At 46.8% G+C, this 24,527-nt stretch carries 21 protein-coding genes, 1 tRNA gene and 2 pseudogenes; 8 read left to right on the top strand and 16 right to left on the bottom strand.

Annotated features, from left to right (window positions below):
• Positions 1-334 precede the first annotated feature (334 nt).
• Positions 335-1,672: an NADP-specific glutamate dehydrogenase gene (gene gdhA, locus JCM12259_RS01040; protein WP_025065089.1), complete on the top strand. Its 1,338-nt coding sequence runs from the start codon at positions 335-337 to the stop codon at positions 1,670-1,672.
• 151 nt (positions 1,673-1,823) lie between these two features.
• The gene (locus JCM12259_RS01035; RefSeq protein ID WP_172792986.1) at positions 1,824-2,414 is read left to right on the top strand and encodes a septal ring lytic transglycosylase RlpA family protein; all 591 of its coding nucleotides are present in this window, start codon (positions 1,824-1,826) and stop codon (positions 2,412-2,414) included.
• Positions 2,415-3,215: 801 nt separating this feature from the next.
• Here the strand turns inward: JCM12259_RS01035 and pyrH are convergent.
• Genes pyrH through JCM12259_RS01020 form a run of 3 tightly spaced genes read right to left on the bottom strand, consistent with a single transcriptional unit; the run spans position 3,216 to position 5,045 of the window.
• Positions 3,216-3,923 carry a UMP kinase gene (pyrH, locus tag JCM12259_RS01030; RefSeq protein ID WP_025065087.1) on the bottom strand — a complete coding sequence of 236 codons (708 nt, stop codon included), beginning with the start codon at positions 3,921-3,923 and terminating at the stop codon, positions 3,216-3,218.
• Positions 3,924-3,934: 11 nt separating this feature from the next.
• A complete protein-coding gene (locus tag JCM12259_RS01025) occupies positions 3,935-4,669 on the bottom strand; it encodes a biotin--[acetyl-CoA-carboxylase] ligase (RefSeq protein WP_234396498.1) in 735 nt (244 codons plus the stop codon).
• 1 nt (position 4,670) lies between these two features.
• The gene (locus JCM12259_RS01020; RefSeq protein ID WP_025065085.1) at positions 4,671-5,045 is read right to left on the bottom strand and encodes a YraN family protein; all 375 of its coding nucleotides are present in this window, start codon (positions 5,043-5,045) and stop codon (positions 4,671-4,673) included.
• Between the two features lie 141 nt (positions 5,046-5,186).
• Between JCM12259_RS01020 and JCM12259_RS01015 the strand changes: the two genes are divergently transcribed.
• A complete protein-coding gene (locus JCM12259_RS01015; protein ID WP_025065084.1) occupies positions 5,187-5,633 on the top strand; it encodes a nucleoside deaminase in 447 nt (148 codons plus the stop codon).
• An 84-nt stretch (positions 5,634-5,717) separates the two neighbouring features.
• Here JCM12259_RS01015 and JCM12259_RS01010 read toward each other — a convergent pair whose 3' ends face one another.
• Together JCM12259_RS01010 and rsmI are read right to left on the bottom strand one after the other, a co-directional pair.
• Entirely contained in the window at positions 5,718-6,566 is an 849-nt protein-coding gene (locus tag JCM12259_RS01010) for a Cbp1 family collagen-binding glycoprotein adhesin (protein ID WP_025065083.1), read from the bottom strand.
• 6 nt (positions 6,567-6,572) lie between these two features.
• Positions 6,573-7,265, bottom strand: coding sequence for a 16S rRNA (cytidine(1402)-2'-O)-methyltransferase (rsmI, locus tag JCM12259_RS01005; protein ID WP_025065082.1), 693 nt, complete (start codon positions 7,263-7,265; stop codon positions 6,573-6,575).
• A gap of 138 nt (positions 7,266-7,403) precedes the next feature.
• On the opposite strand from rsmI, the gene JCM12259_RS01000 reads away from it, so the two are divergent.
• The 3 genes from JCM12259_RS01000 to JCM12259_RS00990 all read left to right on the top strand — a co-directional run bounded on the left by JCM12259_RS01000 (position 7,404) and on the right by JCM12259_RS00990 (position 9,506).
• A complete protein-coding gene (locus JCM12259_RS01000) occupies positions 7,404-8,027 on the top strand; it encodes a thymidine kinase (RefSeq protein WP_025065081.1) in 624 nt (207 codons plus the stop codon).
• Entirely contained in the window at positions 8,027-9,115 is a 1,089-nt protein-coding gene (locus JCM12259_RS00995) for an AI-2E family transporter (RefSeq protein ID WP_025065080.1), read from the top strand. The genes JCM12259_RS01000 and JCM12259_RS00995 overlap by 1 nt, the downstream gene beginning before the upstream one ends.
• 318 nt (positions 9,116-9,433) lie before the next feature.
• A tRNA-Lys gene (locus JCM12259_RS00990) sits at positions 9,434-9,506 on the top strand.
• A gap of 142 nt (positions 9,507-9,648) precedes the next feature.
• Here JCM12259_RS00990 and JCM12259_RS00985 read toward each other — a convergent pair.
• The 3 genes and pseudogenes from JCM12259_RS00985 to JCM12259_RS13070 form a co-directional block, all read right to left on the bottom strand.
• Complete coding sequence (locus JCM12259_RS00985) at positions 9,649-9,927, bottom strand: DUF4834 family protein (protein ID WP_025065079.1); 279 nt, start codon at positions 9,925-9,927, stop codon at positions 9,649-9,651.
• 10 nt (positions 9,928-9,937) lie between these two features.
• Positions 9,938-10,666: a CDP-diacylglycerol--serine O-phosphatidyltransferase gene (gene pssA / locus JCM12259_RS00980; protein ID WP_036888343.1), complete on the bottom strand. Its 729-nt coding sequence runs from the start codon at positions 10,664-10,666 to the stop codon at positions 9,938-9,940.
• Positions 10,663-11,354: pseudogene (locus JCM12259_RS13070) on the bottom strand (phosphatidylserine decarboxylase family protein). Before JCM12259_RS13070 ends, pssA begins: the two are co-directional and overlap by 4 nt.
• 134 nt (positions 11,355-11,488) lie before the next feature.
• Between JCM12259_RS13070 and dnaE the strand changes: the two are divergent.
• Positions 11,489-15,193: pseudogene (gene dnaE / locus JCM12259_RS13065) on the top strand (DNA polymerase III subunit alpha).
• A 104-nt stretch (positions 15,194-15,297) separates the two neighbouring features.
• Positions 15,298-15,612, top strand: a complete 315-nt coding sequence (gene trxA / locus JCM12259_RS00965) for a thioredoxin (RefSeq protein WP_025065077.1) — start codon at positions 15,298-15,300, stop codon at positions 15,610-15,612.
• Between the two features lie 653 nt (positions 15,613-16,265).
• Here trxA and JCM12259_RS00960 read toward each other — a convergent pair.
• The 8 genes from JCM12259_RS00960 to JCM12259_RS00920 form a co-directional block, all read right to left on the bottom strand.
• Entirely contained in the window at positions 16,266-17,435 is a 1,170-nt protein-coding gene (locus tag JCM12259_RS00960; protein ID WP_025065076.1) for an MraY family glycosyltransferase, read from the bottom strand.
• A 226-nt stretch (positions 17,436-17,661) separates the two neighbouring features.
• Complete coding sequence (locus JCM12259_RS00950; RefSeq protein ID WP_025065075.1) at positions 17,662-18,579, bottom strand: nucleotidyltransferase domain-containing protein; 918 nt, start codon at positions 18,577-18,579, stop codon at positions 17,662-17,664.
• A 93-nt stretch (positions 18,580-18,672) separates the two neighbouring features.
• Positions 18,673-19,494, bottom strand: a complete 822-nt coding sequence (locus JCM12259_RS00945) for a glycosyltransferase (protein WP_025065074.1) — start codon at positions 19,492-19,494, stop codon at positions 18,673-18,675.
• A 357-nt stretch (positions 19,495-19,851) separates the two neighbouring features.
• Entirely contained in the window at positions 19,852-20,901 is a 1,050-nt protein-coding gene (locus tag JCM12259_RS00940; RefSeq protein WP_025065073.1) for a glycosyltransferase family 4 protein, read from the bottom strand.
• 2 nt (positions 20,902-20,903) lie between these two features.
• Positions 20,904-21,821: a hypothetical protein gene (locus tag JCM12259_RS00935; RefSeq protein WP_148299534.1), complete on the bottom strand. Its 918-nt coding sequence runs from the start codon at positions 21,819-21,821 to the stop codon at positions 20,904-20,906.
• Positions 21,767-22,549, bottom strand: a complete 783-nt coding sequence (locus tag JCM12259_RS00930) for a hypothetical protein (RefSeq protein WP_148299533.1) — start codon at positions 22,547-22,549, stop codon at positions 21,767-21,769. The genes JCM12259_RS00935 and JCM12259_RS00930 overlap by 55 nt, the downstream gene beginning before the upstream one ends.
• 46 nt (positions 22,550-22,595) lie before the next feature.
• Complete coding sequence (locus JCM12259_RS00925; protein WP_006949572.1) at positions 22,596-23,471, bottom strand: UbiA prenyltransferase family protein; 876 nt, start codon at positions 23,469-23,471, stop codon at positions 22,596-22,598.
• A 3-nt stretch (positions 23,472-23,474) separates the two neighbouring features.
• Entirely contained in the window at positions 23,475-24,527 is a 1,053-nt protein-coding gene (locus JCM12259_RS00920) for an EpsG family protein (protein ID WP_025065070.1), read from the bottom strand.

Below are 24,527 nucleotides of genomic sequence, written 5' to 3'. Positions count from 1 at the left end.
TTACCTTTAATGTTATGTTAAAAAAACGGATTTGCTGCTCGCATTATTTTTGCTACTTCTTAGCCACCATATTTCCACTATTTCCCAGCTTTGACCTCGCACGAGTAAACCCTTTTTCACGGTTTTGCTTGCAAATGTCAAATATATTGCGTTAATTTGCAGCATTGCGACAAATATGATGAAAGTAAATAGCGGTCGATAATTGACAAAATGTAAGATAATAAAACAAAAAACGTCCGCTTTTATTTGGAGGTTATCTGGAAAAGGACTACATTTGCGGTGTCACAATAACAATATGACACCTGTTACCTAAACTTAAATATATTACCTAACAATGGAAGTCGAAAAAATTATGCAAGACCTGGAGCGGAAGCATCCGGGTGAAGTGGAGTTCTTACAAGCTGTAAGAGAAGTGTTAATCTCGATCAAGGATGTTTACAATCAGCATCCTGAGTTCGAAAAAGCAAAGCTCATCGAGCGTATGGTGGAGCCGGAGCGCATCGTTACGTTCCGCGTGCCTTGGACCGACGACAAGGGTGAGGTGCACGTAAACATCGGTTATCGCGTGCAGTTCAACGGCGCGATTGGCCCGTATAAGGGCGGTCTCCGTTTCCATCCGTCGGTCAATCTGTCTATCCTGAAGTTCTTAGGCTTCGAGCAGACATTCAAAAATGCCCTCACCACATTGCCGATGGGCGGTGGCAAGGGAGGTTCTGACTTTGCACCCCGTGGACGTAGCGATGCCGAGATTATGCGCTTCTGTCAGGCCTTTATGACGGAGTTGTATCGCCACATCGGTCCCAACGAAGACGTTCCCGCAGGCGACATTGGCGTAGGCGGACGCGAGATCGGTTATCTCTTTGGGATGTATCGCAAGTTGACGCATCAATTCGAAGGCGTGCTGACCGGAAAGGGCATCGAATGGGGAGGATCCATCTTCCGTCCCGAGGCTACCGGTTATGGTGCACTCTATTTCGTGAATCAAATGTTGCAGACCAAGGGCATTGACATTAAGGGCAAGACCGTGGCACTGAGTGGCTTTGGCAATGTGGCTTGGGGTGCTACCAAGAAAGCAACTGAATTGGGTGCAAAGGTCATCACATTGAGTGGTCCCGACGGTTATATTCTCGATCCCGACGGCATCAGTGGCGAGAAGATCGATTATATGTTGGAGCTTCGCAGCAGTGGTAATGACATCTGCGCACCTTATGCAGAGAAGTTCCGTTCGGCAACATTCTTTGCCGGCAAGAAACCTTGGGAAGCAAAGGCAGACATTTACTTGCCCTGCGCAACTCAGAACGAGCTTAACGATGCTGATGCCGATAAGATCTTGGCATCCAAACCCGTATGCGTGGCCGAAGTATCCAACATGGGTTGCACGGCCGAGGCTTCTGAAAAGTTTGTTGCATCGAAGACCCTCTTCGCTCCGGGTAAGGCAGTCAACGCCGGCGGTGTAGCTACTTCGGGTCTGGAAATGACACAGAACTCTCTGCGCCTGGGTTGGACCGGTAAGGAAGTTGATGAGCGTCTGCACCACATTATGCACTCGATCCACGAGCAGTGCGTGAAATACGGCACCGAGCCTGATGGCTACATCGACTATGTCAAGGGTGCAAACATTGCTGGCTTTATGAAGGTGGCCCATGCAATGATGGCGCAAGGCATCGTGTAATACAGTTTATGAGTTGACGGGTCAACAAGCTGACGAGGAGATTTCTTTCCGGCCTACTTGTTTGCCCGTCAACTTTTTTGCTTATTCATTTGTCAATCCAAAAACTCAAATAGTGTTCTATCGAAGCAGGATTATATCTCTGATAGTCACCATGCTTTTAGGCTTTATTCCGCTGTTGGCTCAGCAGCGAGGTAAGGCCTCTTTTTATTCCAAGCGCGCCACAGGAGCGCGGACCAGCAGCGGTGAGCGAATCCATCACGACAGCCTTACGTGTGCCCATCGCACCTATCCTTTCGGCACATTGCTACGAGTGAAAAATCTCTCCAATGGTAAGGAAGTCGTTGTGAAGGTTATAGATCGTGGCCCGTTCGGTCGCGGTCGCATCATAGATCTTTCGTGGGGGGCCGCCCAACAACTCGGGATGTTGGCCCAAGGTGTTACCACGGTGGAGATCACGCCGGTCACGACGATAAGCGTTCCGTATCGTAACGATGCCCCGATCAAACTACCCGAGATCGATTTCGAAATATCGACTGCCGGCTACAGTTTTATTGATGCGTGGCGGCAGCGCAGCGAGGAGAAGAAGGAATCGGCCAACAAGCTCAGCAAAAAACTTCCGAAAGGCCGTTCCAATATCCCTGTGAAATCGGCCAATGCCACCCAACAGCAACCGAAACAGTCGTCTTCTAAAAAGGAAGAAACCAACAAATGGTCGAAGATCTTCGAGAAATCCAAACGTTGATAGAAACTCTGCGATAGATGACTCCGTGTAACGCCTACGGCCTTTCAGCAATGGCGGCGTGATCGGGGCAACAGCAGATTGTGATCCTGGGCACCGATTGTTTTGTGCCCGGTAAACCCGCAATTGATTAAATATGCTGTCGGGAGTCCCGCTGGGCTGTTTTGGAGAAAAATGTGCTGTCGGGGAGTCCCGAAGCCCGAAAAATTAGAAAAACAGCGTTTCGGCCGTGGCCGACGAGTGAAAAACTGGAAAAATAGGGCTTCGGCCGTGGCCGAAAGCTCCAAAATTCAGAAAACAGCGTTTCGGCCATGGCCGACAAGCAAAAAACTCTCAAAACGACTCGTCATCCACGGATGAAAACCCGGAAATGGAAAAAATAGTGTTTCATCCACGGATGATGAGTAAAAAACTGCAAAAACGACTCGTCATCCACGGATGAAAACTCGAAAATGAAAGAAATAGTGTTTCATCCACGGATGATGAGCAAAAAACTGCAAAAACGACTCGTCATCCACGGATGAAACGCCAAAAACTGGAAAATGACCTTTCCCAATGTTGGGAAACGCCGAAAACTGGGAAAATGATCTTTCCCAATGTTGGGAATGCTCGAAAACGAAAAAAATGAGTCGTCCCAATGTTGGGAATGCTTGAACACTGGAAAAATGAAGCATCCTGATGTTGGGAGGCTCAAAAAATGAGGAAAACGATGTTTCCCAATATTGGGACAATCAAAAATAGAGAAAAGGAGCGCTTCCCAAAGGTGGAAGTGCTCCTTTTTATTCCTGTATTGCGCGCTGGCGCTTAGTGGACGAGTGTTCCGATGGGTTCGCCGTCTATGACGCGCTTCAGATTGCCGACGATGTCCATATTGAAGACATAAATTGGGAGGTGATTCTCTTTACACATCGTCGTGGCGGTGAGATCCATCACTTTCAGGTTGCGGGCGTAGATCTCGTCGAATGTGATTTGGTCAAACTTCGTGGCGGTGGGATCTTTTTCAGGATCGGCCGTATAGATGCCGTCTACACGCGTGCCTTTGAGCATCACGTCGGCTTCGATTTCGATGCCGCGGAGCGAACTACCAGTGTCGGTTGTGAAATAAGGGGAACCCGTGCCGGCCGAGAAGATGCAGATATATCCTGATTCCATCGCTTCGATGGCTTTCCATTTGGAATAAAACTCGCCGATGGGTTCCATGCGGATGGCTGTCAGCACTTTGGTCTTGACACCGCTTGCTTCCAGGGCGCTGCTCAAAGCGAGGGAGTTGATCACGGTGGCGCACATGCCCATTTGGTCGCCCTTCACGCGATCAAAACCTTTGGAGGTGCCGCTCAAACCGCGAAAGATGTTGCCACCGCCGATGACGATGCCGATCTGAATGCCCATTGCGTGGACTTCCTTGATCTGCCGCGCGTAGTCGGCGAGACGTTCGGGATCGATGCCGAAACTCTGGTTGCCCATCAGGCTTTCGCCGCTGAGCTTGAGGAGGATTCTTTTATACTTTGTCATATCTTGTGAATTTAAATGATAAATGCGAGTTCTTTGAATGCGTATCGGCGGAGTGTGCCCGCCGAATCGCGCAAGAGAAGGTGCCCGTCGTCTTCGACACGCTGGATGGCTGCGCGGAATGTGCCGTCTCGGTCACGATAGGCATGGAGTTCGTCGGCTCGGTATAAGGCATCGTGATATTGTTCCGAGATTTGTGCGTAAGCGCCGTCGGTGATCAGGGCATACTGTTGCTCGAAAGCCGCAATCACTTTTTGGAACAGTTGTTCTCGGTCGACGGGATGCCCCAGAATCTGGCAGAGCGAGATGGGGTTGGGGGCTTGGCTGCGGAACGCACGCTGATTGACGTTCAGCCCCGTGCCCAGGATAAAGTCTTTGATCCCCTGCGAAGACAGCGCGGTGTCGATGCGCGTGCCGCTGATCTTTTGGTTGTGCCAATAGATGTCGTTGGGCCATTTCACCGTGATGCCGTCGGTGTATTCGTCAAGCACTTCTTTCAGCGCCACGGCCTGGGCCATTGATAACAGGAACTGGCGCCTGACGGGGAGTGTGTGGGGATGGACGAGGATGCTGTATAGGAGATTCTGTCCGGGTTGGCTTTCCCAGGTGTTGGTGCCCATGCCGCATCCCGCTGTTTGGAAGTCGGCCACTGCCACGGTCATCTCTTCCCCTTCGGGCGCCTGATAATGGCAGAGGAAGCGATTGGTGGAGTCTATTTCTTTGAATCGAAGTATCTTGGTATTCATCATCTCATGTCAGAAGTGGGTTGAAAGCGTTGATGATGTGGTCGATTTTCACGTTGGAGTGATCGGTTCCCGTAACCGAAATGATGTCGAAGCGCACATCATAGTCTGCATCCGACTGCTTGAGATAGCGATGGGCAGCGTTGGCAATACTCCGGATCTTTTTCTTGTCTACGGCCGTTTCCGGCTCTTGCAATTCGGCGGAAGTGCGGGTCTTCACCTCCACAAACACCATTGTCGTCTGGTCTTCATTGAGCGCCACGATGTCCAGATCGCGATGCCCGTCTCGCCAGTTGCGGTCGCAGATGGTGTACCCCTTGTCTTTCAGGAAGGCCGCCGCCTGCTCTTCGCCCCATTTCCCCAGTTCGTTATGTTGCGCCATAGCCTGTTTTTAGTGGCAAAGATACGATTTTATTGTGAGAAAGACATTCTATCTGGGGGAAGAATAAATCGGATCTACGGCTTTATTTCCTAATATATTTGCGTACTTTTGCACCGCAAAGATCAAAGACTCATGATGGATATGGAGAATCAGAAAGATCAAGACGAAGTGTATATGCGGAAGGCGCTTGTCGAGGCCGAAGCGGCCCGGGCAGCCGGAGAGATTCCTGTGGGAGCTGTGGTGGTGTGCGATGGTCGGGTGATTGCGCGTGCCCATAATCTCACGGAAACCTTATGCGACGTGACTGCCCATGCCGAGATGCAGGCGATAACGGCCGCCGCTAATGCGTTGGGGGGTAAATACCTGAACGGTTGCACGCTCTATGTCACTATCGAACCATGCGCGATGTGCGCGGGGGCCATTGGTTGGGCACAGCTTAAGCGTATTGTTTATGGCGCCGGTGATGAGAAGCGCGGCTACCGACAGTTTGCGCCGCAGGCCTTGCATCCCAAGGCCACAGTGACCGGGGGAGTCTTAGCGGATGAGTGTCGCGCTCTGATGCAGCAATTCTTTCAAGAGCGACGATAAACAAGAAGCTCCGCCTCGGCATGACGTCGAAGCGGAGCTTTTTTGATCGATCCTCTCTGTAAAAGATTTCAGAGCAAACTTTATTTATTTAACCATGATCACCAGATACTTGCTTGTGCTCCAGAAGATCTGAGGATTGGTGATGGTGAGGATATATTTCTTGGTGGCATCTTTCACCAGTGTGTAACTGCTTGACGGGTGTGTCGTCAGGAGCTTGGCATAATTGGAGTAGAGCTTAATCTCCTTGTCTTGCCGAATGTCGATCTTCGTGAAGTAGTTCTTGTTGAAGTTGGATTGGAGCACTTTTCCGTTCACCAGAATCTGCTGCTCTTTCAGCTCCTTTTTCGTACCGAAGACAAACCAAGCCGTGTTCAGCTGCTTGTCTTGGCTGTTGATGACATCGGTCTTCTGGCTGCTCTCTGTTTTCAGATTCGAGATGTTTGTGTTCTGATTGTTGATGGTTTCGTCCAGCTCAGCGATATGGATATCCTTAGCATCCAGCTCGGCACGCAGTTGCTGCAGCTGTTGCTCCTTCTCGTCCAACTGTTTCATCAGATTGGCAACCGTTTTCTTCAACTGATCGCCCTGGATGGTGCTCGTCTTCAATTGCTGTTGCAGTTTGGCCAGCAATTCACGATTATGCTTCATCGTGGCGGAGATAAACTGAATGTTCTCCTTGATCTGTTTAGCTTTGTTGGTACCTTCCCCGTCTTTTATGACGTCTACGCGGTTCTCGGCCTCGTTGATTTCACGGAATCCTTCCTGAATCTCGTTCAGCGTACCCATCATATCGTTGACTTCGTTATCCCTTTGTGCAATGATTCTTTGCAGAGAGTCGGTCAACGCCATATTCGACAAATCAGAGCCATTCTTCTTGTTACAACCTGTGAACGCCAATAGCGCTAAGCAGGCAAAAAATAGTAGCTTTTTCATAATTATTCACTTTTTCGGTTTGTTCTTATTGTTTTTTCCCGCTAAGACAATAACGATCTCGCCGCGGGGTTCGTTTGCTGTAAAGTGCGCCACAGCTTCGGCCAATGTGCCGCGTACACTTTCCTCGTGCACTTTGGAGATCTCGCGACAGATGCTCACTTGTCGGTCTTCGCCGAAGACTGTGGCAAACTGTTGCAAGGTTTTGAGCAGGCGGTAAGGCGACTCATAGAACACCATCGTGCGTGTCTCCTCTGTCAGCGCGTCTAAAAGGGTTTGTCTCCCTTTCTTCTGTGGAAGAAATCCTTCGAAACAGAATCTGTCGCAGGGCAGTCCCGATGAGACCAGCGCCGGAATGCAGGCTGTGGCGCCCGGCAGACATTGCACGGTGATTCCGGCTTTGATGGCTTCGCGGGCCAAGAGGAATCCCGGGTCACTGATACCCGGCGTACCGGCATCGCTGATGAGCGCAATCATCTGTCCCGCTTTCAATCGTTCGACAATCCCGGCTGCCGTGCCATGCTCATTGAATTTGTGGTGAGACATCAGTCGGCCGCTTATATCGAAATGCTTCAACAGCACACCCGAGGTGCGCGTATCTTCGGCCAGGATCAGGTCAGCCTCGCGTAGGATTCGGATGGCGCGCATCGTCATATCCTCCATATTTCCAACCGGAGTCGGCACGATATATAGCGTTCCCATTGCTGTCAAATTTACGGGCAAATATAGCTATTTAATCATCAATGGCAAAAAAACTACTTCTTTCTTTGCGGGTTTTTAAACATCTTTGTATTTTTGCACCATATTTATAGCTACTGATTCAGGGCAAACACCACAACTATGATGGAATATTTGACAGGAGAAAAACATCGGTTCGGAAGGATAGAAGTAGTGTGCGGATCGATGTTCTCGGGGAAGACCGAGGAGTTGATACGACGGATGAAGCGGGCGAAATTCGCACGGCAGCGAGTGGAGATATTCAAACCCTCGATCGACACGCGGTATTCAGAGGTGGATGTGGTGAGCCACGACCGCAACGTCATACCTTCGACACCTGTCGACTCGTCGGCAGCCATTCTGCTGCTCGCATCCGACATTGATGTCGTGGGCATCGACGAGGCACAGTTCTTGGATGACGGACTCGTCGACGTATGCAACCAGTTGGCCAATCGAGGCGTGCGTGTCATCGTGGCGGGCCTTGATATGGACTTTCGCGGTAGGCCTTTCGGCCCTATCCCTTCCCTGTGCGCCATTGCCGACGAAGTGACCAAAGTGCATGCCATCTGCGTGAAGTGCGGCGCTTTGGCCTATGTCAGTCATCGGCTGGTGGCGAATGAGCGGCGTGTGCTCTTAGGCGAGCAGGCAGAATATGAGCCACTGTGTCGTGCCTGTTATCAGAAAGCGTTGGCCGCAGAAGCACGCGCGAAAGCAACAAATTCACTCCCGACACATCACGAGTCATGATCAATCAGAAAATCACCTTTGACAAGTTTATCCGCTGGATGCTTGGTGCACTGCTGGCAGTTGCCGTCTTCCTGGTTATCAATTACCTGAGTGCCGTGCTCTTGCCCTTTTTCGTGGCATGGCTTCTGGCTTATCTGCTTTATCCCATCGTGAAATTTGTGCAATACAGGCTGCATGTGCGTATCCGAGCCTTAGCTATCATCGTCACGATGATCTTCGTGGTCGGAGCCATCTGTGCCCTGGTCTACCTCATCGTACCTCCGATGATCGACCAGTTCCAACGCCTGGAAAGTGTGGCCTCTCATTATCTCAATCAAACAGCACACACCAGTCGCATCGCTACCACCATCCAGCAGTGGCTTCACGACAACCGGACCGAGATCGAACACTTCTTCCGCAGCCGCGATTTCAATAATATTCTCAAAGAGGTGATGCCGCAACTGTTCTCGTTTATCGGACAGACGGCCAGCGTTGTCATCAGTATCATCGCCTCGTGCATCACTCTTTTGTATATGTTTTTCATCCTATTGGACTACGAGTATCTCACCAATAATTGGATCAAGATCTTCCCGAAGAAAAACCGTCCCTTCTGGCACGAGTTGGCCAAAGATGTGGAACGCGAACTCAACAACTATATTCGCGGACAGGGAATTGTGGCGCTCTGCATGGGCGTGATGTTCTGTGTGGGTTTCACTATCATTGATTTCCCGATGGCTATCGGACTGGGTATTCTCATCGGCATTCTCGATCTCGTGCCTTATCTGCACACATTCGCTCTCATTCCCACGGCCTTTCTGGCACTGCTCAAAGCTGCTGACACCGGGCAAAACTTCTGGATGATCTTTGGTGGAGCCGTGCTGGTGTTTATCATTGTGCAAATTATCAGCGACATGGTTGTCACGCCCAAAGTGATGGGCAAGGCCATGGGACTCAATCCCGCCATCCTGTTGCTTTCTCTCTCCGTTTGGGGGGCATTGCTCGGCTTCATAGGCTTGATCATCGCGCTCCCGCTCACCACGCTCATCATTGCCTATTGGCAACGATATGTGACCAAGGAGTTTGAAAACGACGCCGAAATAGAATCATAGATCGTGCCTGCTGCCCTGCCGGCAACTGGCTTCGTGAGCCTTTGCGACAAGTCGCATACCTGTGCCCCACGGCTATACGACTTGTGCCCCACTGGTCGTATACCTCTCATTGGGTTTTCGGCAGATAGATCATGTGCGCTGTGATCCGGGTCAGAGAACGTTTGCAGGCAGCTTTGTTGCAATCGTGGATGTGGCACCTTTCGATACCATTGAGGCGGCATCAGAGTCATATTTTTAAGAAAAAACACAGAATATTTTGGTGTTTATAGAAAATGTTGTATCTTTGCACTCGCTTTTAGGACAGAAAGCATCATCGGAGATCCGCTAGCTCAGCTGGTAGAGCACAACACTTTTAATGTTGGGGTCATGGGTTCGAGCCCCATGCGGATCACAGAAACAGAAGTAAGGACTCTCACAGAGAGTCCTTACTTTTTGTTTATGCACGGCCCCTATGGCTCGGTGGCTGTTCAAAGGGATAGCAAGAAAGGTGTGTGCTGAATTGATATACTCATCAATGAGATGAAAAACATTGATCAGGTGTTTTTCTCTTCCTCGAAGTCTATATATTCTCCTTCGTCTTTTGAGAAGATCTTGCGACCGGCTTCGGATGGAGTGCGATTATCGATGATGATTTCTCCATGGGCCGTGCGGGTCTGTTGGGAGCGGTGACCGTTGTTGGCAGTTCCGTCCATCTGATCGCGAAAGTGGCGCGCCGCTTTGCTCACACGGGTGTAAATGATGTAGACCGCAATGCCGACGATAAAGCCGGCAGTGAGAATCATGACTAAAATGAAATGGAGAAGTGCTGCCATCGGATCAAGATTAATGTTGCTGGATGGCGCTGTCTGTGGGTGTCTGCTTCCTGTTTAGGATGAACGAAATGAGCAAATAACAGACGATGATCAGTGCAAAGGCTGTGATGTGGAACACGGCCAACAAGACAGCGGATAACAGAATGAAGCCATAACGCACCTCGTTGCCTTTCCAACCCCAGTGCTTGAATTTCAGAGCAAACATCGGAATCTCGGAGACCATCAGCCAACTGCTGATGCAAATAAGCACAAGCAGTAGGGGAAGTCCCCAGTGATAAGTTGAGAACAGGTCGCCTTGGCCAACGATCAATGCTCCCCAAAAGAGGGCGTTGGCAGGAGTAGGAAGACCGATGAAAGACGTGGTCTGACGCGTGTCGAGATTGAATTTAGCCAGACGCAAGGCCGAAAAGGCGGCCATCACAAAAGCAAAGAACGGCAGTAAGTGCTGCACTGGTTCTAAAAATGCAGGATAATCGAGCACATATAGTTCGGAGAAGACAATCGTGGCAGGCGCCACACCGAATGTTACGACATCGGCAAGCGAATCGAGTTCTTTGCCGATAGGGGAGGAGACACCTAATAATCGGGCGCTCATGCCATCGAAAAAGTCGAATGTTGCCCCTATCACGATCCACAAAAGGGCCATCTCCGGGTTGTAACCGAGTGCGAACGTAGTGGCCACACAACCTGAAATCAGGTTGCAACACGTGATGGAATTAGGTATATGCTTTTTGATCATTGCAGTCTTGCAATTACGGTTTGGTCGCCTACTGTGCTCTGCCCCATTTTGACACAGATCTCTGTGCCTAAGGGGAGGAAGACATCCACGCGTGAACCGAGCTTGATAAAGCCAGGTGCTCGTCGATGAAGCACTCTTCGCCTTCCTTGGCATAAGTCACGATGCGTCGCGCAACGGCTCCGGCAATTTGTCGGCAGAGAATATCCACACCGTCAAAAGTGGTGATCATAATATCGGCATGCTCGTTTTCCTCACTGGCTTTGGGTAACCATGCCTTGTGATAGTTACCATCCTGGTGACGAACAAATTTAACCCGGCCGTCAACAGGGAACCAGTTGGCGTGTACGTTGAAGAGACTCATAAAAATTGATACCATCAGTCGCTTATCATGAAAATAAGTGTTTTCTTCTACTTCCTCGATGACCACGACCCTGCCGTCGGCCGGAGCCACAACGATCTTGTCGGTTTCATCTTCACTGAAATATCTGATGGGGCACTGATAGAAGTTCACGACGATGGCATAGGCCGCTCCCAGCACCACGAGACATATTCCGAAAGGAATCTTTGAATCGGAAACGAACCATGCAAGAGCGGATATGATGATGACGGCTATGCCGCCGTAAAGGAGTGTTGACGTGCCTTCTCGATGGATTCGTATCTTTTTCAGCTTCTTGATTTTATTGCCCATAGTAGCGTCTATGTGTAAAACTGTTTGCAAAGATAGATCTTTTTCAGCTATCCCACAAATTTTTGAATCCTTTCTTTGGCTGTTTCGACCTTAATCCGTAACTTTACGCTCGATTTTAATCAGGATTTAGGGCAATGGAAGATTATATACACCTGCACGTTCACACTTATTATTCTATCTTAGACGGCCAGTCGAGCATTCCTCGATTGGTAGACAAAGCCGTGAACGATGGTATGCGGGGTATGGCTATCACTGATCACGGCGATATGTTTGGTATCAAGGAATTCTTTGATTACTGTAACAAGATTAACGGTAAGCGTCGCGATGCGGGTAAAGAACCTTTCAAACCGATCTTGGGTTGTGAGATGTATGTGGCTCGACATCATAAGACTGATAAGGTGAAAGAAAACGGTGACATGAGCGGCTATCATCTGATCGTGCTCGCCAAGAACTATCAAGGCTATAAGAATCTCATCAAACTCGTCTCGCGTTCATGGGTAGACGGTTACTATATGCGACCTCGCACTGATCGTGAAGATCTCGAACGTTATCACGAAGGACTCATTGTGTGTTCTGCTTGCATAGCTGGCGAGGTGCCGCGAAAGATTATCAAAGACGATATCGAAGGTGCGCGGGAAGCTGTGGAATGGTATCACCGCGTGTTTGGAGCTGACTATTACTTGGAGCTTCAGCGCCATGAGGTGAAAGATCCGAATTTGGTTGCTAACCGGGAGGCTTTCCCGATGCAGCAGAAAGCCAATCGATGATGATCAAGTTTGCACAGGAGTATGGCATCAAACTGATATGTACCAATGATGCACACTTCGTAGACAGGGAGAATGCAGAAGCTCATGACCATCTGTTGTGTATCTCCACGGGCAAGGACCTCGATGATCCCAATCGCATGCGGTATTCCAAACAGGAGTGGTTTAAAACGCGTGAGGAGATGAACGAAGTCTTTTCAGACATTCCCGAGGCTATGGCTAACACGTTGGAGATATTAGACAAGGTGGAATTTTATGATATTGAGCATGGCCCAATCATGCCATTCTTCCCTATTCCTGAGTCGTTTGGTACAGAGGAGGAATGGCGGAAGCGATTCACTCCACAACAACTCTTCGACGAGTTTACCAGCGATGAAAACGGCGAAAACCAGTTGCCGCGTGAAGAAGGGGAACAAAAAGTGGAGAAGTTAGGCGGTATAGACAAACTCTATCGGATTAAATTCGAAGCAGATTACTTAGCGGAGCTGGCTTATACGGGTGCGCGGAAATGTTATGGAGAGCCGCTTACCGATGAGGTGACCGAACGAATCAATTTCGAACTGCATGTCATGAAGACAATGGGTTTCCCCGGTTATTTCCTCATTGTGCAAGATTTCATCAACTCTGCACGTGATCAACTCAATGTGATGGTGGGCCCGGGGCGTGGCTCCGCAGCAGGTTCGGTGGTTGCTTATTGCTTGGGCATTACGAAGATAGACCCGATTAAATATGATCTTCTGTTCGAGAGATTCCTCAATCCCGATCGAATCTCGTTGCCGGATATCGATACAGATTTCGATGATGACGGTCGGAACCGTGTCTTGGAATGGGTGGAAGACAAATATGGACACGATAATTGCGCACATATCATCACCTTCGGAACGATGGCTACGAAGAACTCTATCAAGGATGTGGCCCGTGTGGAGAAATTGCCTTTGGATGTAGCGAATCATCTTTGCAAGGTTATCCCAGATAGGCTTCCCGATGGATTGAAAATGAATCTTCCCAATGCGATCAAAAGTATACCTGAACTTCGGGAAGCAGAAGCCAGCAACGACACCCGACTTCATAACACGATGACTTATGCCAAGATGTTGGAAGGCACAGTGAGAGGAACCGGAATCCATGCGTGCGGCTTCATCATCTGTCGTGATCCTATCAGCGATTGGGTGCCGGTGTCGGTTGCCGAAGATAAATCAGATCCCGGGCATAAACTCCATTGCACGCAGTATGACGGACATGTCATAGAATCTACGGGATTGATCAAGATGGACTTCCTCGGCTTGAAGACCTTATCTATCTTAAAAGAAGCCGTTGAGAATGTCAAGATGAGTACTGGGATAGAGGTGGATCTCGATCATATTCCGATCGATGATCCCTTAACCTATAAATTGTATTGCGACGGCCGCACCGTAGGAACATTCCAATTTGAGTCTGCCGGTATGCAAAAATATCTGCGAGAGTTACATCCTACGGTTTTCGAAGATCTCATTGCGATGAATGCGCTTTATCGACCGGGACCGATGGATTATATTCCCGATTTCATCGCTCGTAAACGCGATCCCGCTAAGATAGCCTATGATATTCCTTGCATGGAGAAATATCTCAAAGACACTTATGGCATCACAGTCTATCAAGAGCAAGTGATGCTTCTCTCACGGCAGCTTGCCGGTTTTACGAGAGGTGAAAGCGATGCGCTCCGAAAGGCGATGGGAAAGAAGAAAAAAGCCATTGTCGAGGCCATGAAACCGAAGTTTGTCGAAGGTGGAAAGCGCAATGGCTATGATCCGAAAGTGTTGGAGAAGATTTGGGCAGATTGGGAGAAGTTTGCTTCTTATGCCTTCAATAAGAGCCACGCCACGTGTTATTCATGGGTGGCTTATCAAACGGCCTATCTCAAAGCGCATTATCCGGCCGAGTATATGGCTGCGGTGATGAGCCGAAATCTGGCTAATATAGCGAGATTACCAAACTGATGGACGAGTGCCGGGCAATGGTATAGAGTGTCTCGGTCCCGATGTCAACGAGAGCAGACAGAAGTTTAGTGTCAACTCACACGGAGCAATTCGTTTCGGATTGGCTGCCATTAAGGGAATGGGGGATGCGGCGGCCCAAACCATTATTGATGAGAGAGAAAAGAATGGCACATATAAAAGTGTATTCGACCTTGCCGAGCGTGTCAATCTTAGTGTCGTCAATCGGAAGGCGTTTGAGAGTCTGGCACTCAGTGGCGGTTTTGATAGTTTTGAGATTGCACGACAAAACTATTTCGGCATCAATGCCAAGGGCGATAGCTTCCTTGATTCGTTGATCCGCTATGGACAACTGTATCAACAAGAACAGTCGCAAGCACAGAATTCTTTATTCGGATCGACCGAAGCCATAGAGATTGCCACGCCACAAGTGCCGCAGGCAGAGCCTTGGAGCACCATCGAAACGCTGAACCGCGAACGCGATCTTGTGGGCATATATCTGTCTGCTCATCCTTTGGACGAATTTGATATCATCCTCAAGGCGATGTGCAACACGCACTGCACTGAGTTAGATGACAAAGTGTCGCTGTCAAAGAAAGATCAGATTGTTATCGGGGGCATCGTGACCGGCACCAAATCCAAGTTTACTAAAACGGGGAAACCATGTGGATTTGTTACCATCGAGGATTTCGAAGGCTCCGGCGAACTTGCTTTTTTCGGGGAAGAGTGGGGGAGATGGAAAGGGATGCTCGTCGAAGGTAGCACAGTGTTCATCACTGCTAAATGCGTGCAGAAATATCGGGATAGCGACTATTACGACTTCAAGATATCCGATATACAGTATCTCCAAACGGTAAAGGATCAGCGAATCGAGAAGTTCACTATCACCATGGACACCACCTCCGTAGACGAAACGATCGTCAATGATATCTCAACAATGCTTCGTGACAGTCCGGGCAACACTCAATTGTATTTCCAAATACATGACGTGGGCAATAACAGCCATGTCCTACTGCGTTCGAAAATGGGTCCCATCAGTCTGAAACACAAGCTCGTGACTTATATTGAGGTTAATCCCGGGATGTCTTACCATGTCAATTGAAATGTCCTCCATACTGATCTGACATTTCATGGCACAATTCTTGTTGATATATGGATAATTAATTACTTTTGCAAACAATATTAATCATTACAAGGAAATAAGCAATGGAAGTAAAGATCACAACCGAAAACTTCGAGAGTTACAGAACAGGCGACAAGCCATTAGTCGTGGATCTATGGGCAACGTGGTGCGGCCCGTGCCGTATGGTGGGACCGATCATCTCTGAATTGGCCAACGACTACGATGGAAAGATCGTTGTCGGCAAGTGCGATGTTGAAGAGAATGACGAAATTGCAGCACAGTTCAGTGTGCGCAATATTCCTACCATCCTATTCTTTAAGGATGGCAAAGTAGTCGACAAATTCGTAGGTGCTACCAGCAAAGACGTTCTTGACGAGAAGTTCAAAGCCCTATTATAGGGTAATACCCACCAATACACAATAAGGCACTGATACGCATTACTGCGTCAGTGCCTTTTTTAATTCCCGCTCTTATATCTGCTTGACGATCATGTGCGTTTCGGCATACAGTTTCTCTAATGTCTTCTACCGAGCCTTGTTTAGATAATATAACGTGATTATAATAAACAAGCAAATAAAACACACCATCCGATTACTCGAATGATGAAGTTAAGACAAAACCACATCATCCAATTACTCGAATGATTGAGTTAAAATAAAACTATACTATCCGATACATCATAGGATGGAGAAATAGGAATTTTAGCATAGTCGATGCATCAGAAATTAACCGAACAGGGAATTGGTTAATTTCCGGCTGGTCAGAAATTAACCGAACAAGGAATTGGTTAATTTCCGACGTGTTTTTTGCTCAAAAAAATAAGATTTGATCATCTCTCGACATCTATTTTGATTAGAAAATAGAAAAAGATGGACGCCTGTTGTCTTTTTTACTGTGAATTCGATGGAATTATATGTGCTTGTAATCCGATTCGTGAAATTTTCAAATACTGATCACTCATCGGACTCACGTTGGTATAAAAAAATCGCCGTAAGTTATAGGGATTACTTACGGCGATTCTTTGTTTGCAGTTGTGATAAAATCTGATTGCCTATATCTTGTCAAGCAACAATCTAAGACGGAGAAAATAACTTTTGTTCTCGATGTGGCTGTGCTTTCCGATCCATTTGAGCGTTCGAATAATCGGATTAGACGGACCTAAATGCCTGACGGTGTAATAAAGTACCGTTGTTGTGAGGATTCCCGTGATTAGCACGCAGAGGAGTTGAGCGGTGGCATCTCCTCCTAATTGATATGTGGCCAGCCAACACGAGATGTTTAGCATGTTTAATATGAGGACAGTGATGGCTGTGCCCGCGTGAGAGAACCCTAAATCGATGAAAAGGTGATGTAAGTGTGTCTTATCGGCATGGAAGGGTGAACCTCCTTTGATGATCCGAGCTGTCATTACGCGTAAGGTGTCGAACACGGGGATCGACAACACTGCTAATGTGAATGCAACAACTCCCATATTGGTATATTGAAATGCCACCTTTGAATTTGTTGCTATGATGTGGAAGGTAAATTCTGACATCAGAATACCCATCATTAGTGTTCCCCCGTCACCGATAAACATCTTAGATTTCCGGCCAAAGACATTATGCAAAAAGAAAGGGAGCAGAGATCCGGCACATAAGGCTGTGAGCGTAGCCATCTTGTAAGACCCCGAAGTCACAAACGCAAAACAGAAAATGGTGCATGCCATCAAACAGAAGCCCGATGAGAGTCCGTCCACTCCGTCAATCAGATTAATAGCATTAATAATTCCGGCACCGGCAAGAATGGAGATGGAAATCGATATCCATTGCGGAAGTTGACCTAATCCCAATAATCCGTGAAAATCATTAATGCTCACTCCTTCCATATTGATGACAAAGGCGATTAGAACGATTTCTACAACTAATCTCAATGATGGACTTAATCCTAAGATGTCATCGGTCGTGCCTAAAAATAGCATGACAGTGGTAGCGACTGATGATGGGAATAGTGCGTTGCTCTCAAAGAACACGCCGGTAAGCCCTGCACCTAAAACTAATCCCCAGAAAACGGCAATCCCTCCTAATACAGGGACGGCCTCATGTTGTAGTTTCCGTCTGTTGGGTTTATCTACAATGTCTTTATTCTTAGCAATCTCAACTATTTTGGGATGTATCCAAAATACGAGGATCATTGCACTGAAAAACGGTAAGACCACGCATAAAAGTAGAGCATTCCAATTCATATCCATATCTATTTATTGGCTTTTCGATTAGCAAAAGTTCGTTGTAACCCATCTTTCAGGAAATAAGGGAGACTATAAAAAGCTTCCTTCGGAAACATAATGATATTGCGAAACATCATTTGTATATGGCCTGTAAAGGCCTTGAATCTGCGTATATAGTAATATCGAGAATTACTTTTCGTTCGCTGATCATGGAAGCCGAAGTTTCCCGAGTCTAAAATATATCTTAAAATCCGACGCCTTGATGCGCGTATTGAGGATTATACAATGGCATTACTTCTTGTGGGCACCCCAGAAAGTCTACTGCCATTGTTCCGAAGACAGACCAAACTTTATTCAAACCTAAGTACTTAATATCTTTATAAAGCCTGTCTTGATCTATCTGATCATTCATCACATAAAGGAATCTCATCCAATCTGTCACCTGACGCAATCCGATTCCGCCTCCGAAGTAGTGCCTTACCAAATGAATGAAGATGAAGAGTGCATCAAAATTAATCGGAGGAAGTTTTACTTTGCCATTACCGATAGTGATGCTTCGATCCTCAAAGTCATTTACAAACTGGCGATACCAGCTGTTTAACCGCGAATTTGTTTTGTGGTTAATACGTCCTACAATATCTCCGTGCAATTCGATCAGAATTCCTCTATCAATGTAAGCAGCGTGTAAATAAGTCTCGGAATAATCATCAATCAATTGCAGACGTGTGCGCATCAGCTCATTAGCCTTACGGAAGTCTGCCCGATCCATAATGAATAGATCAATATCTCCCGACTGTCGTGATTGTGGATGGATATAATTTATTCCCACGCCTTGCCCTTTCAGTAGCCAGGTTCGGATGCCGTGCGTTTCTAATTCGGTGAAGAGACCAGGCAATATGGCATTCATCCGGGCATTATTCTGTTGTATGACCACAGCCCAACTGAGTAGGCTTGCATATACTTTCTGTGGAATGGCAGATTCTGGAAGTTCTGCTATTCCATCAGCAAGGCATCCTATTACAGTCTGTTGTTTGGCCAACCTTAATATTCCTTTCCAATCAATTTCTCTGTTTGTAAAGGAATTTAGCTCCAAAGGTTCTTCCCAAACGCCCGACCGATATAGTTTTAGGAATAAACTTTCTGTATGGCTGAAATTTACCATTCTATTCTATATCTCCCTGAGCGGAATCATTGTCTACCAAGCTTTCCTTATATAATATAAGTCGATTTTCCGAGGTCGCCTTGTCGGAGGTCTTTATCCACGCAGCAGGTGTTGGTAAATCCACGTACGCAGTCGATTAGGGAAAGCCACCTGTAAGAATCTCAATAGATAATTCTTCATTAACTGGCTGCGGGAAATGAGTTTCCAGCGGTACATTAATTTGAAAATCTCCATATGATCCTTAAAATATTTCCATCCGCCACGACGGGAGAATTGATTAGCTCCTGATCGTACATTAACAACGACATCTGGAATATTCAAGAACTTGCATCCTTCTCTCATCATTCGTGCCCAGAGATAATAATCCTCTTGCCGATAATCAGATTGATAATTCCCCGCTTTCATCAAATCGCTTTTCTTGAAGATAACCGTCACATGGTTAACTCCACAGCGCGAAGTCATAAATTGCTTGATGCTCGTATCGTCTAATGGAAGTGTGCGCTCATTGACAATATTTGTAGGCTCGCCGACGAACTCCGTGATCATGCCTCCAACAATCGAGAGGGAAGGGTCTTCAGCGAAACATTTCATCTGTTTCTCAAAGCGTTCCGGCAGCGAGATGTCATCGCTATCCATGCGTGCAATGTAGTCGTAATGGGCATGTTCCACAGCTATTCTGAGCGCTTCGCCAAGCCCTGCATTCTTCTCCTGATAGAGGGGGCGTAGCTGGGGGAATCGTTCGCGTGTGCGTTCGATAACCTCGCGCAGGGCGTCGGGTATGGGACCGTCGGCCACCAATACGATTTCGTCGGGTACGCAAGTTTGCTGGATGATACTGTCGAGTGCTGTCTGCACATATTCGGGGTTATCGTTTTTATAGACCGACATGGCCACCGAGAATTTCAGTTGATTCATATATTCTGTTTGATGCTTTCAGATGGAGGAGTGGATGTTTCTCTTTTTATATAGACAGAGCTGTGCATTTCTCTCCATCCGAAATGGACTTGATAATAAGCAGGTTACAACTACTTCGGAGAATGAATGTCTTGTACTTGACATGATCGTACTTTTTTACACGGATCTAATTTTAAATTTACACGGGTGTAAATCCGAATTTACACGGGTCTAAAACTGGATTTACACAACACAACAGTATTTTTGCTTAATGCGATAATGCTTTTCACATGAAAAAAAGATAGCTTTTGTGCGATAAAAGTTATCTTTTTATCGACCGAAAATATTGCTTTTGATTTGCTGTTTTCTTTCTTTGCATTAGCAAGATTCTTTGTGCTGATAAATGATCATATATCTCCGATAAAAACTTTCGGGAGAATAGTCTCGGTCAAAACGTTTCTTGATGTTTGTGCATAGCTCCGGACGTGTCATGGCTGTTTGAATGGCTGCTGCCAATGCCGTTTCTGAGGGCATGGGGAATGTGATTAGTTCATCGGCGGTGAAACATTCCTTAACAACGGGTAAGGCGGAACAGACCACCCGCTTACCGTAGTCGGCGGCTTCGAGCAGTGCCAACGGGAAACCCTCACTGCGACTTGGCAGTGCATAGATATCGTACAGAGAGAGATAACGATGTGCACGTGGACGAGCCCCTGCAAAGTGAATGCGCGGGGCGAGATCTTTGTCGACCATGGACTTGAATAATGCTTCTTCTTTTCCTGTCCCCACGATGTAAAGTTTATAAGTGTCGGGCAACAGGCGCATGGCTTTGAGCATCACGTCGATACCTTTGCGCAAAATGAGCACACAGTTCATGCCTATCAATGTGTCATCGCCTTTAAAAGTAAGAATTTCTTTTCGTTCGTCGGGGGTTAAGTCTTCAGACTTGTCAATATCGCGTGTATTGTAGGCATCACACAGCTTTCGCCGGCTGAGCCATCGGCTGTAATAGGCCACAGCATCTTTGCTGAGTGCGACAATCTTGTCGTGGCGCAATACCGACAGCAAGAAGATAAGTCCCAAAAGAAAACCTTTGATGCGACCGTAGAGGTCGGCAAAGTCTTGGAAGACATAACAATGGAGGGTGGCAACGCAACGTGCCTTGCCATGGCGGGGCTTATGACGCAGCACATAGAGATTGGCTTTCAATCCATGGGTGTGTACCACATCGTAGGCATTGAAGTCTATCGTCCCCTCCGCAGGCGAAGTCTTTTCCGTTGCACAAGGAAAGGCAATCGGTTCTGTGTTGTCCTCGAAATAAAACAAACGGCAGTCGTGACCGTGATGCTGCATCTGTTTGATTAAGTCCAACACCACATGATTGACTCCCGTCTGTCCGAGATGATTAACGATATACGCAATTTTCACGGTTATAACTCCATTACTTTTTTCAACAAAGGATTCTTAAACGATGGTAGCGGGGTAATCTTTGTCGCATCTACCCAGATGGAATCGCCCTTCTGATGGGGAATAGGTACGAAACGCGAAGCCTTTGATGGGTTTGTGATAGTCGTGTCTTCCACATTTCCCCCGTAAACTTTATGGATAAAACTCCAGTTGGTGGTTTTGAAGGTGGCTGCTTTTGGCTGTTGTCGTATCTTCTCCACATACGTGCGAATAATATATGTATGACGGATGCCAAAGCCCGTTGCAATGACTGTATCGAGGGTAATATTGAGAAGTACGAGCACATACAAGACCCTTCTTATATAGCGGGCACCGCGCCATCTGAAACCGGCCAGCTCGGAATAGAGCATGAACAGCAACGGGATGAGATAGACAAAGGGTACATATCGGTAACAAGAGCCATAGGGCAAGACGAACTGTGCCAGAAAGAGAATGACCGTTGTTAGTAACACGGGCTTACGAGCGGGATGATTGCGGCACAACAATAATAGTATGATACTCAACAACAGGATGTCTATAAAAAACAATCCGCCACCGCCAACGTTGGCTGTCATGGCACCGGATTTCATGATGTTGGTCGCTGTTATCTTGTAAGGCGGAATGTATGCAGACCTATAGCCGCCATTGGGTCGTGCTGTCAGCCCGATAAAGACTTGCTTTATTCTGGGTTCGTTGACGATGTATCGAGGTTGACATCCAGAGATAATGGCACTTGTAACGGCTGCTCCCAACTGTTTATCGCCGAAAGGATAGATGGGGTTATGATGGTCTTTAAAGTTGGTAATGAAAGGGTTGAAGCAGGCGATGAACAGCATGGAGACTACGCTCAGTTCGCTGTGAGCAACGTTCGCTTCAAGAGTGCTCGTTTCTTCTTCACCCATAGGAAGATAAGGAAGAAGAAAACGAAATAGCCCATCCAAAAGGTGATGTTGAGTTTGGTGCTTCCCCCGATGAAGATGGTCATGAAAAGAAGATACAGCAGCCTATGATTCGGCTTCCTGTTCAGTCGGTATAAGATGATGAACAACCACACCACACTGTAATAAGTCACCCAGTCGATATAAAACGTAAACAGTTCGCAGGCCACAATAGGAGAAAGAGCCAAGACGAAGGCATAAAAGAGAATCTTCCGTTTGGACTTGAGAGGGAAATCAGAAGAAAGGAAATCGCATAGTAAAAGGAAAGTGGCCGTCAGCATGATGAGGTTGACAGCTTTCCCCGACTCTACGTTTCCTGTCACAGCGACAATGGTGGCAGCCATCGTCTCAATGCCTTTGCAATAGTGGTCTATCCAGAGATTGGCCGTATGAACATCGGCTATGATGGGGTTGTGACTTTCGTAGACGGGATTCCATCCATGGGAAAGAGCATAGGCAGCAGGCATGTGGTACCATTGTCCGTCGGCACTGTAGTCATAGATAAGTGCTGAGAGACCTATCGATACGATGATGATGATCAATGCTGAAGCGATCTCTCTTACGTGTCGGCCTGTCTCTTTCCCAAAAAACAGACAGCTAAACAGGAATGAAAGGGGCAGATGGAAGAGCGTTATCGTACCTCCCACAAGCATGAAAGGCTGATAAGAAGACCGTATAGAAGAGCGTTGCATAGAGCAACACGGCTATATGACGGAACGTTTGGGGCATTGCGAGCGGTTACAGATAGATGAAAAGGGCGAAATGAAGTATCCATCCGACGATACATGCCTGCACGAAGCGGTCTTTGAGCAACACTTTTGTGGGGCTTCCGCTTTTCACATCGACAATGGTGAGCTGCAGATAACGGATGAGACCGGCCAATACCCAAACAGCAGTCAGATAGATGTATTGTGAATGAAAGCGCATGATGACATCATCGCTGACCGTGTACATGATGTAGCAAATCATTGTAATGGCGGCAATAAGGGAAATGACCTGATTCATGAATTCAAGGTTGTAGCGATTTACATTTCTGCGCATCATCGTTGTGGTGTTGGCATAGATAACCACATCGTCGCGTCTTTTCGCAAATGCAAGAAAGAGAGCGAGGAGAAAGGTCATGAGTACAATCCAATGGGTGATATAGATGCCGGTGGTAAAACCTCCTACCAACACGCGCAGTACGAAGCCGACAGCAATGATGAATACGTCGATGATAGCTTTCTGCTTTAAGTAAAGACAATAAGCAAGGTTTATCACAAAGTAGACACCGAGCAGTCCGTAGAGCACGGTTCGTGTGGATATGAGTGAGGCAAACGCCAAAGATAGGGCGATACAGGTGCCCATCAGCAGATAACCGCCCGTCTTTGAGATTTTACCGGCTGCCAACGGGCGCTTGCATTTCTGCGGGTGCTTTCTGTCGGATTCTACATCTAAGATGTCATTGAAACAATAGATGGCACTTGCCATGAAGCAGTAAGCGATAAAAGCGATACCGGCAATACCCACATCGTGTATCTCCAGCAGGTGACGGCTGAAGAACAATGGTATGAAGATAAAGATATTCTTCAACCACTGTTGGGGGCGCAACAAGAGAAAGATGTTTTTAAGCATGAATCAAACATTTTGTATTTGAATAAGAGCATCAGAGTATTTCGTAAAGAAGAAATAGAATAATGCGATTCCTGTTCCTAAGAGAAAGAGATATTTTATTCTTTGTGAAAGAGATATGGTAATTAATGGTATAATAAAAATCTCGCAAGTGGCAAACATTGTTGAGGTACGTCCTGATAAAGCTGTATAATTGCAAAATAGAATCAAAATGAGTGTAGAGTATAAATACCCATTTCTAAGAGTATAATAGTAAGGTTCGAAATTTTTTATTCTCTCTTCCAAAAATGTGAACAATATCAATATAGCTAATTGAAAATAAATCATGGGGTTAGCCAATTTGAGGGATTGTTCTACATATTCATTCTGTGTATATGTTTCATATTGCAAGTCTGTGCTCCAATCATCTACATAATCGGATATTCCTTCTGCTGCCACTTGTGAAAGGAGAAAAGCAATAAGAATGCTGATAATAATATGAACTTTCTTTATCTTTAAGAGATTGATAAAATAAAAAGGAAGTGCAATCAACGCCATGTGATGGAAAGAGTAGGCGAGAAAGACAATGAGAAGAAAGGGTATAAGCCTTTTCTTATATACATATTGTAATCCCCATATAATTAAAAGAATGGCTAATGAAGATCGCATCTGTACCATATCCCGGTTTAAGAGGAATCGCCCTACATAAACACATAAGCCTAAAAGAGGATAAATACAGTATTTATTAAGGTTTTTATATAGCAAAAATATTGACAGTATGGCCATTACAAACAAATAGAACCGCCAGCTGTTAGACAACATTTTAATGAGTGCTCCCAAATAAAAATAGCCCATTTCGGTGTATCCGAGAGGAGAGCTATATTCGTTGAGATGGAATAGCGTGGGAGACTGATTGAAAGACATGACATAGACGATTGTATCTGGCCAATTGATGTCTCTTGAACCAATCAGCCAAACCAAGATAGCGCAGATTATTATCAATATCCTATTCTTGGTATTGGCATCTATATGGAGGGTTGCTACTGCAATGACATAAAGTAAGATAAAAAGTATAGTCAT

The organism is Hoylesella enoeca JCM 12259, from assembly GCF_000613405.1.
Taxonomy (GTDB): Bacteria; Bacteroidota; Bacteroidia; order Bacteroidales; family Bacteroidaceae; genus Prevotella; species Prevotella enoeca.
The sequence above is the reverse complement of the archived record's forward strand: the minus strand, read 5'-3'. Positions and strand labels throughout refer to the sequence as shown.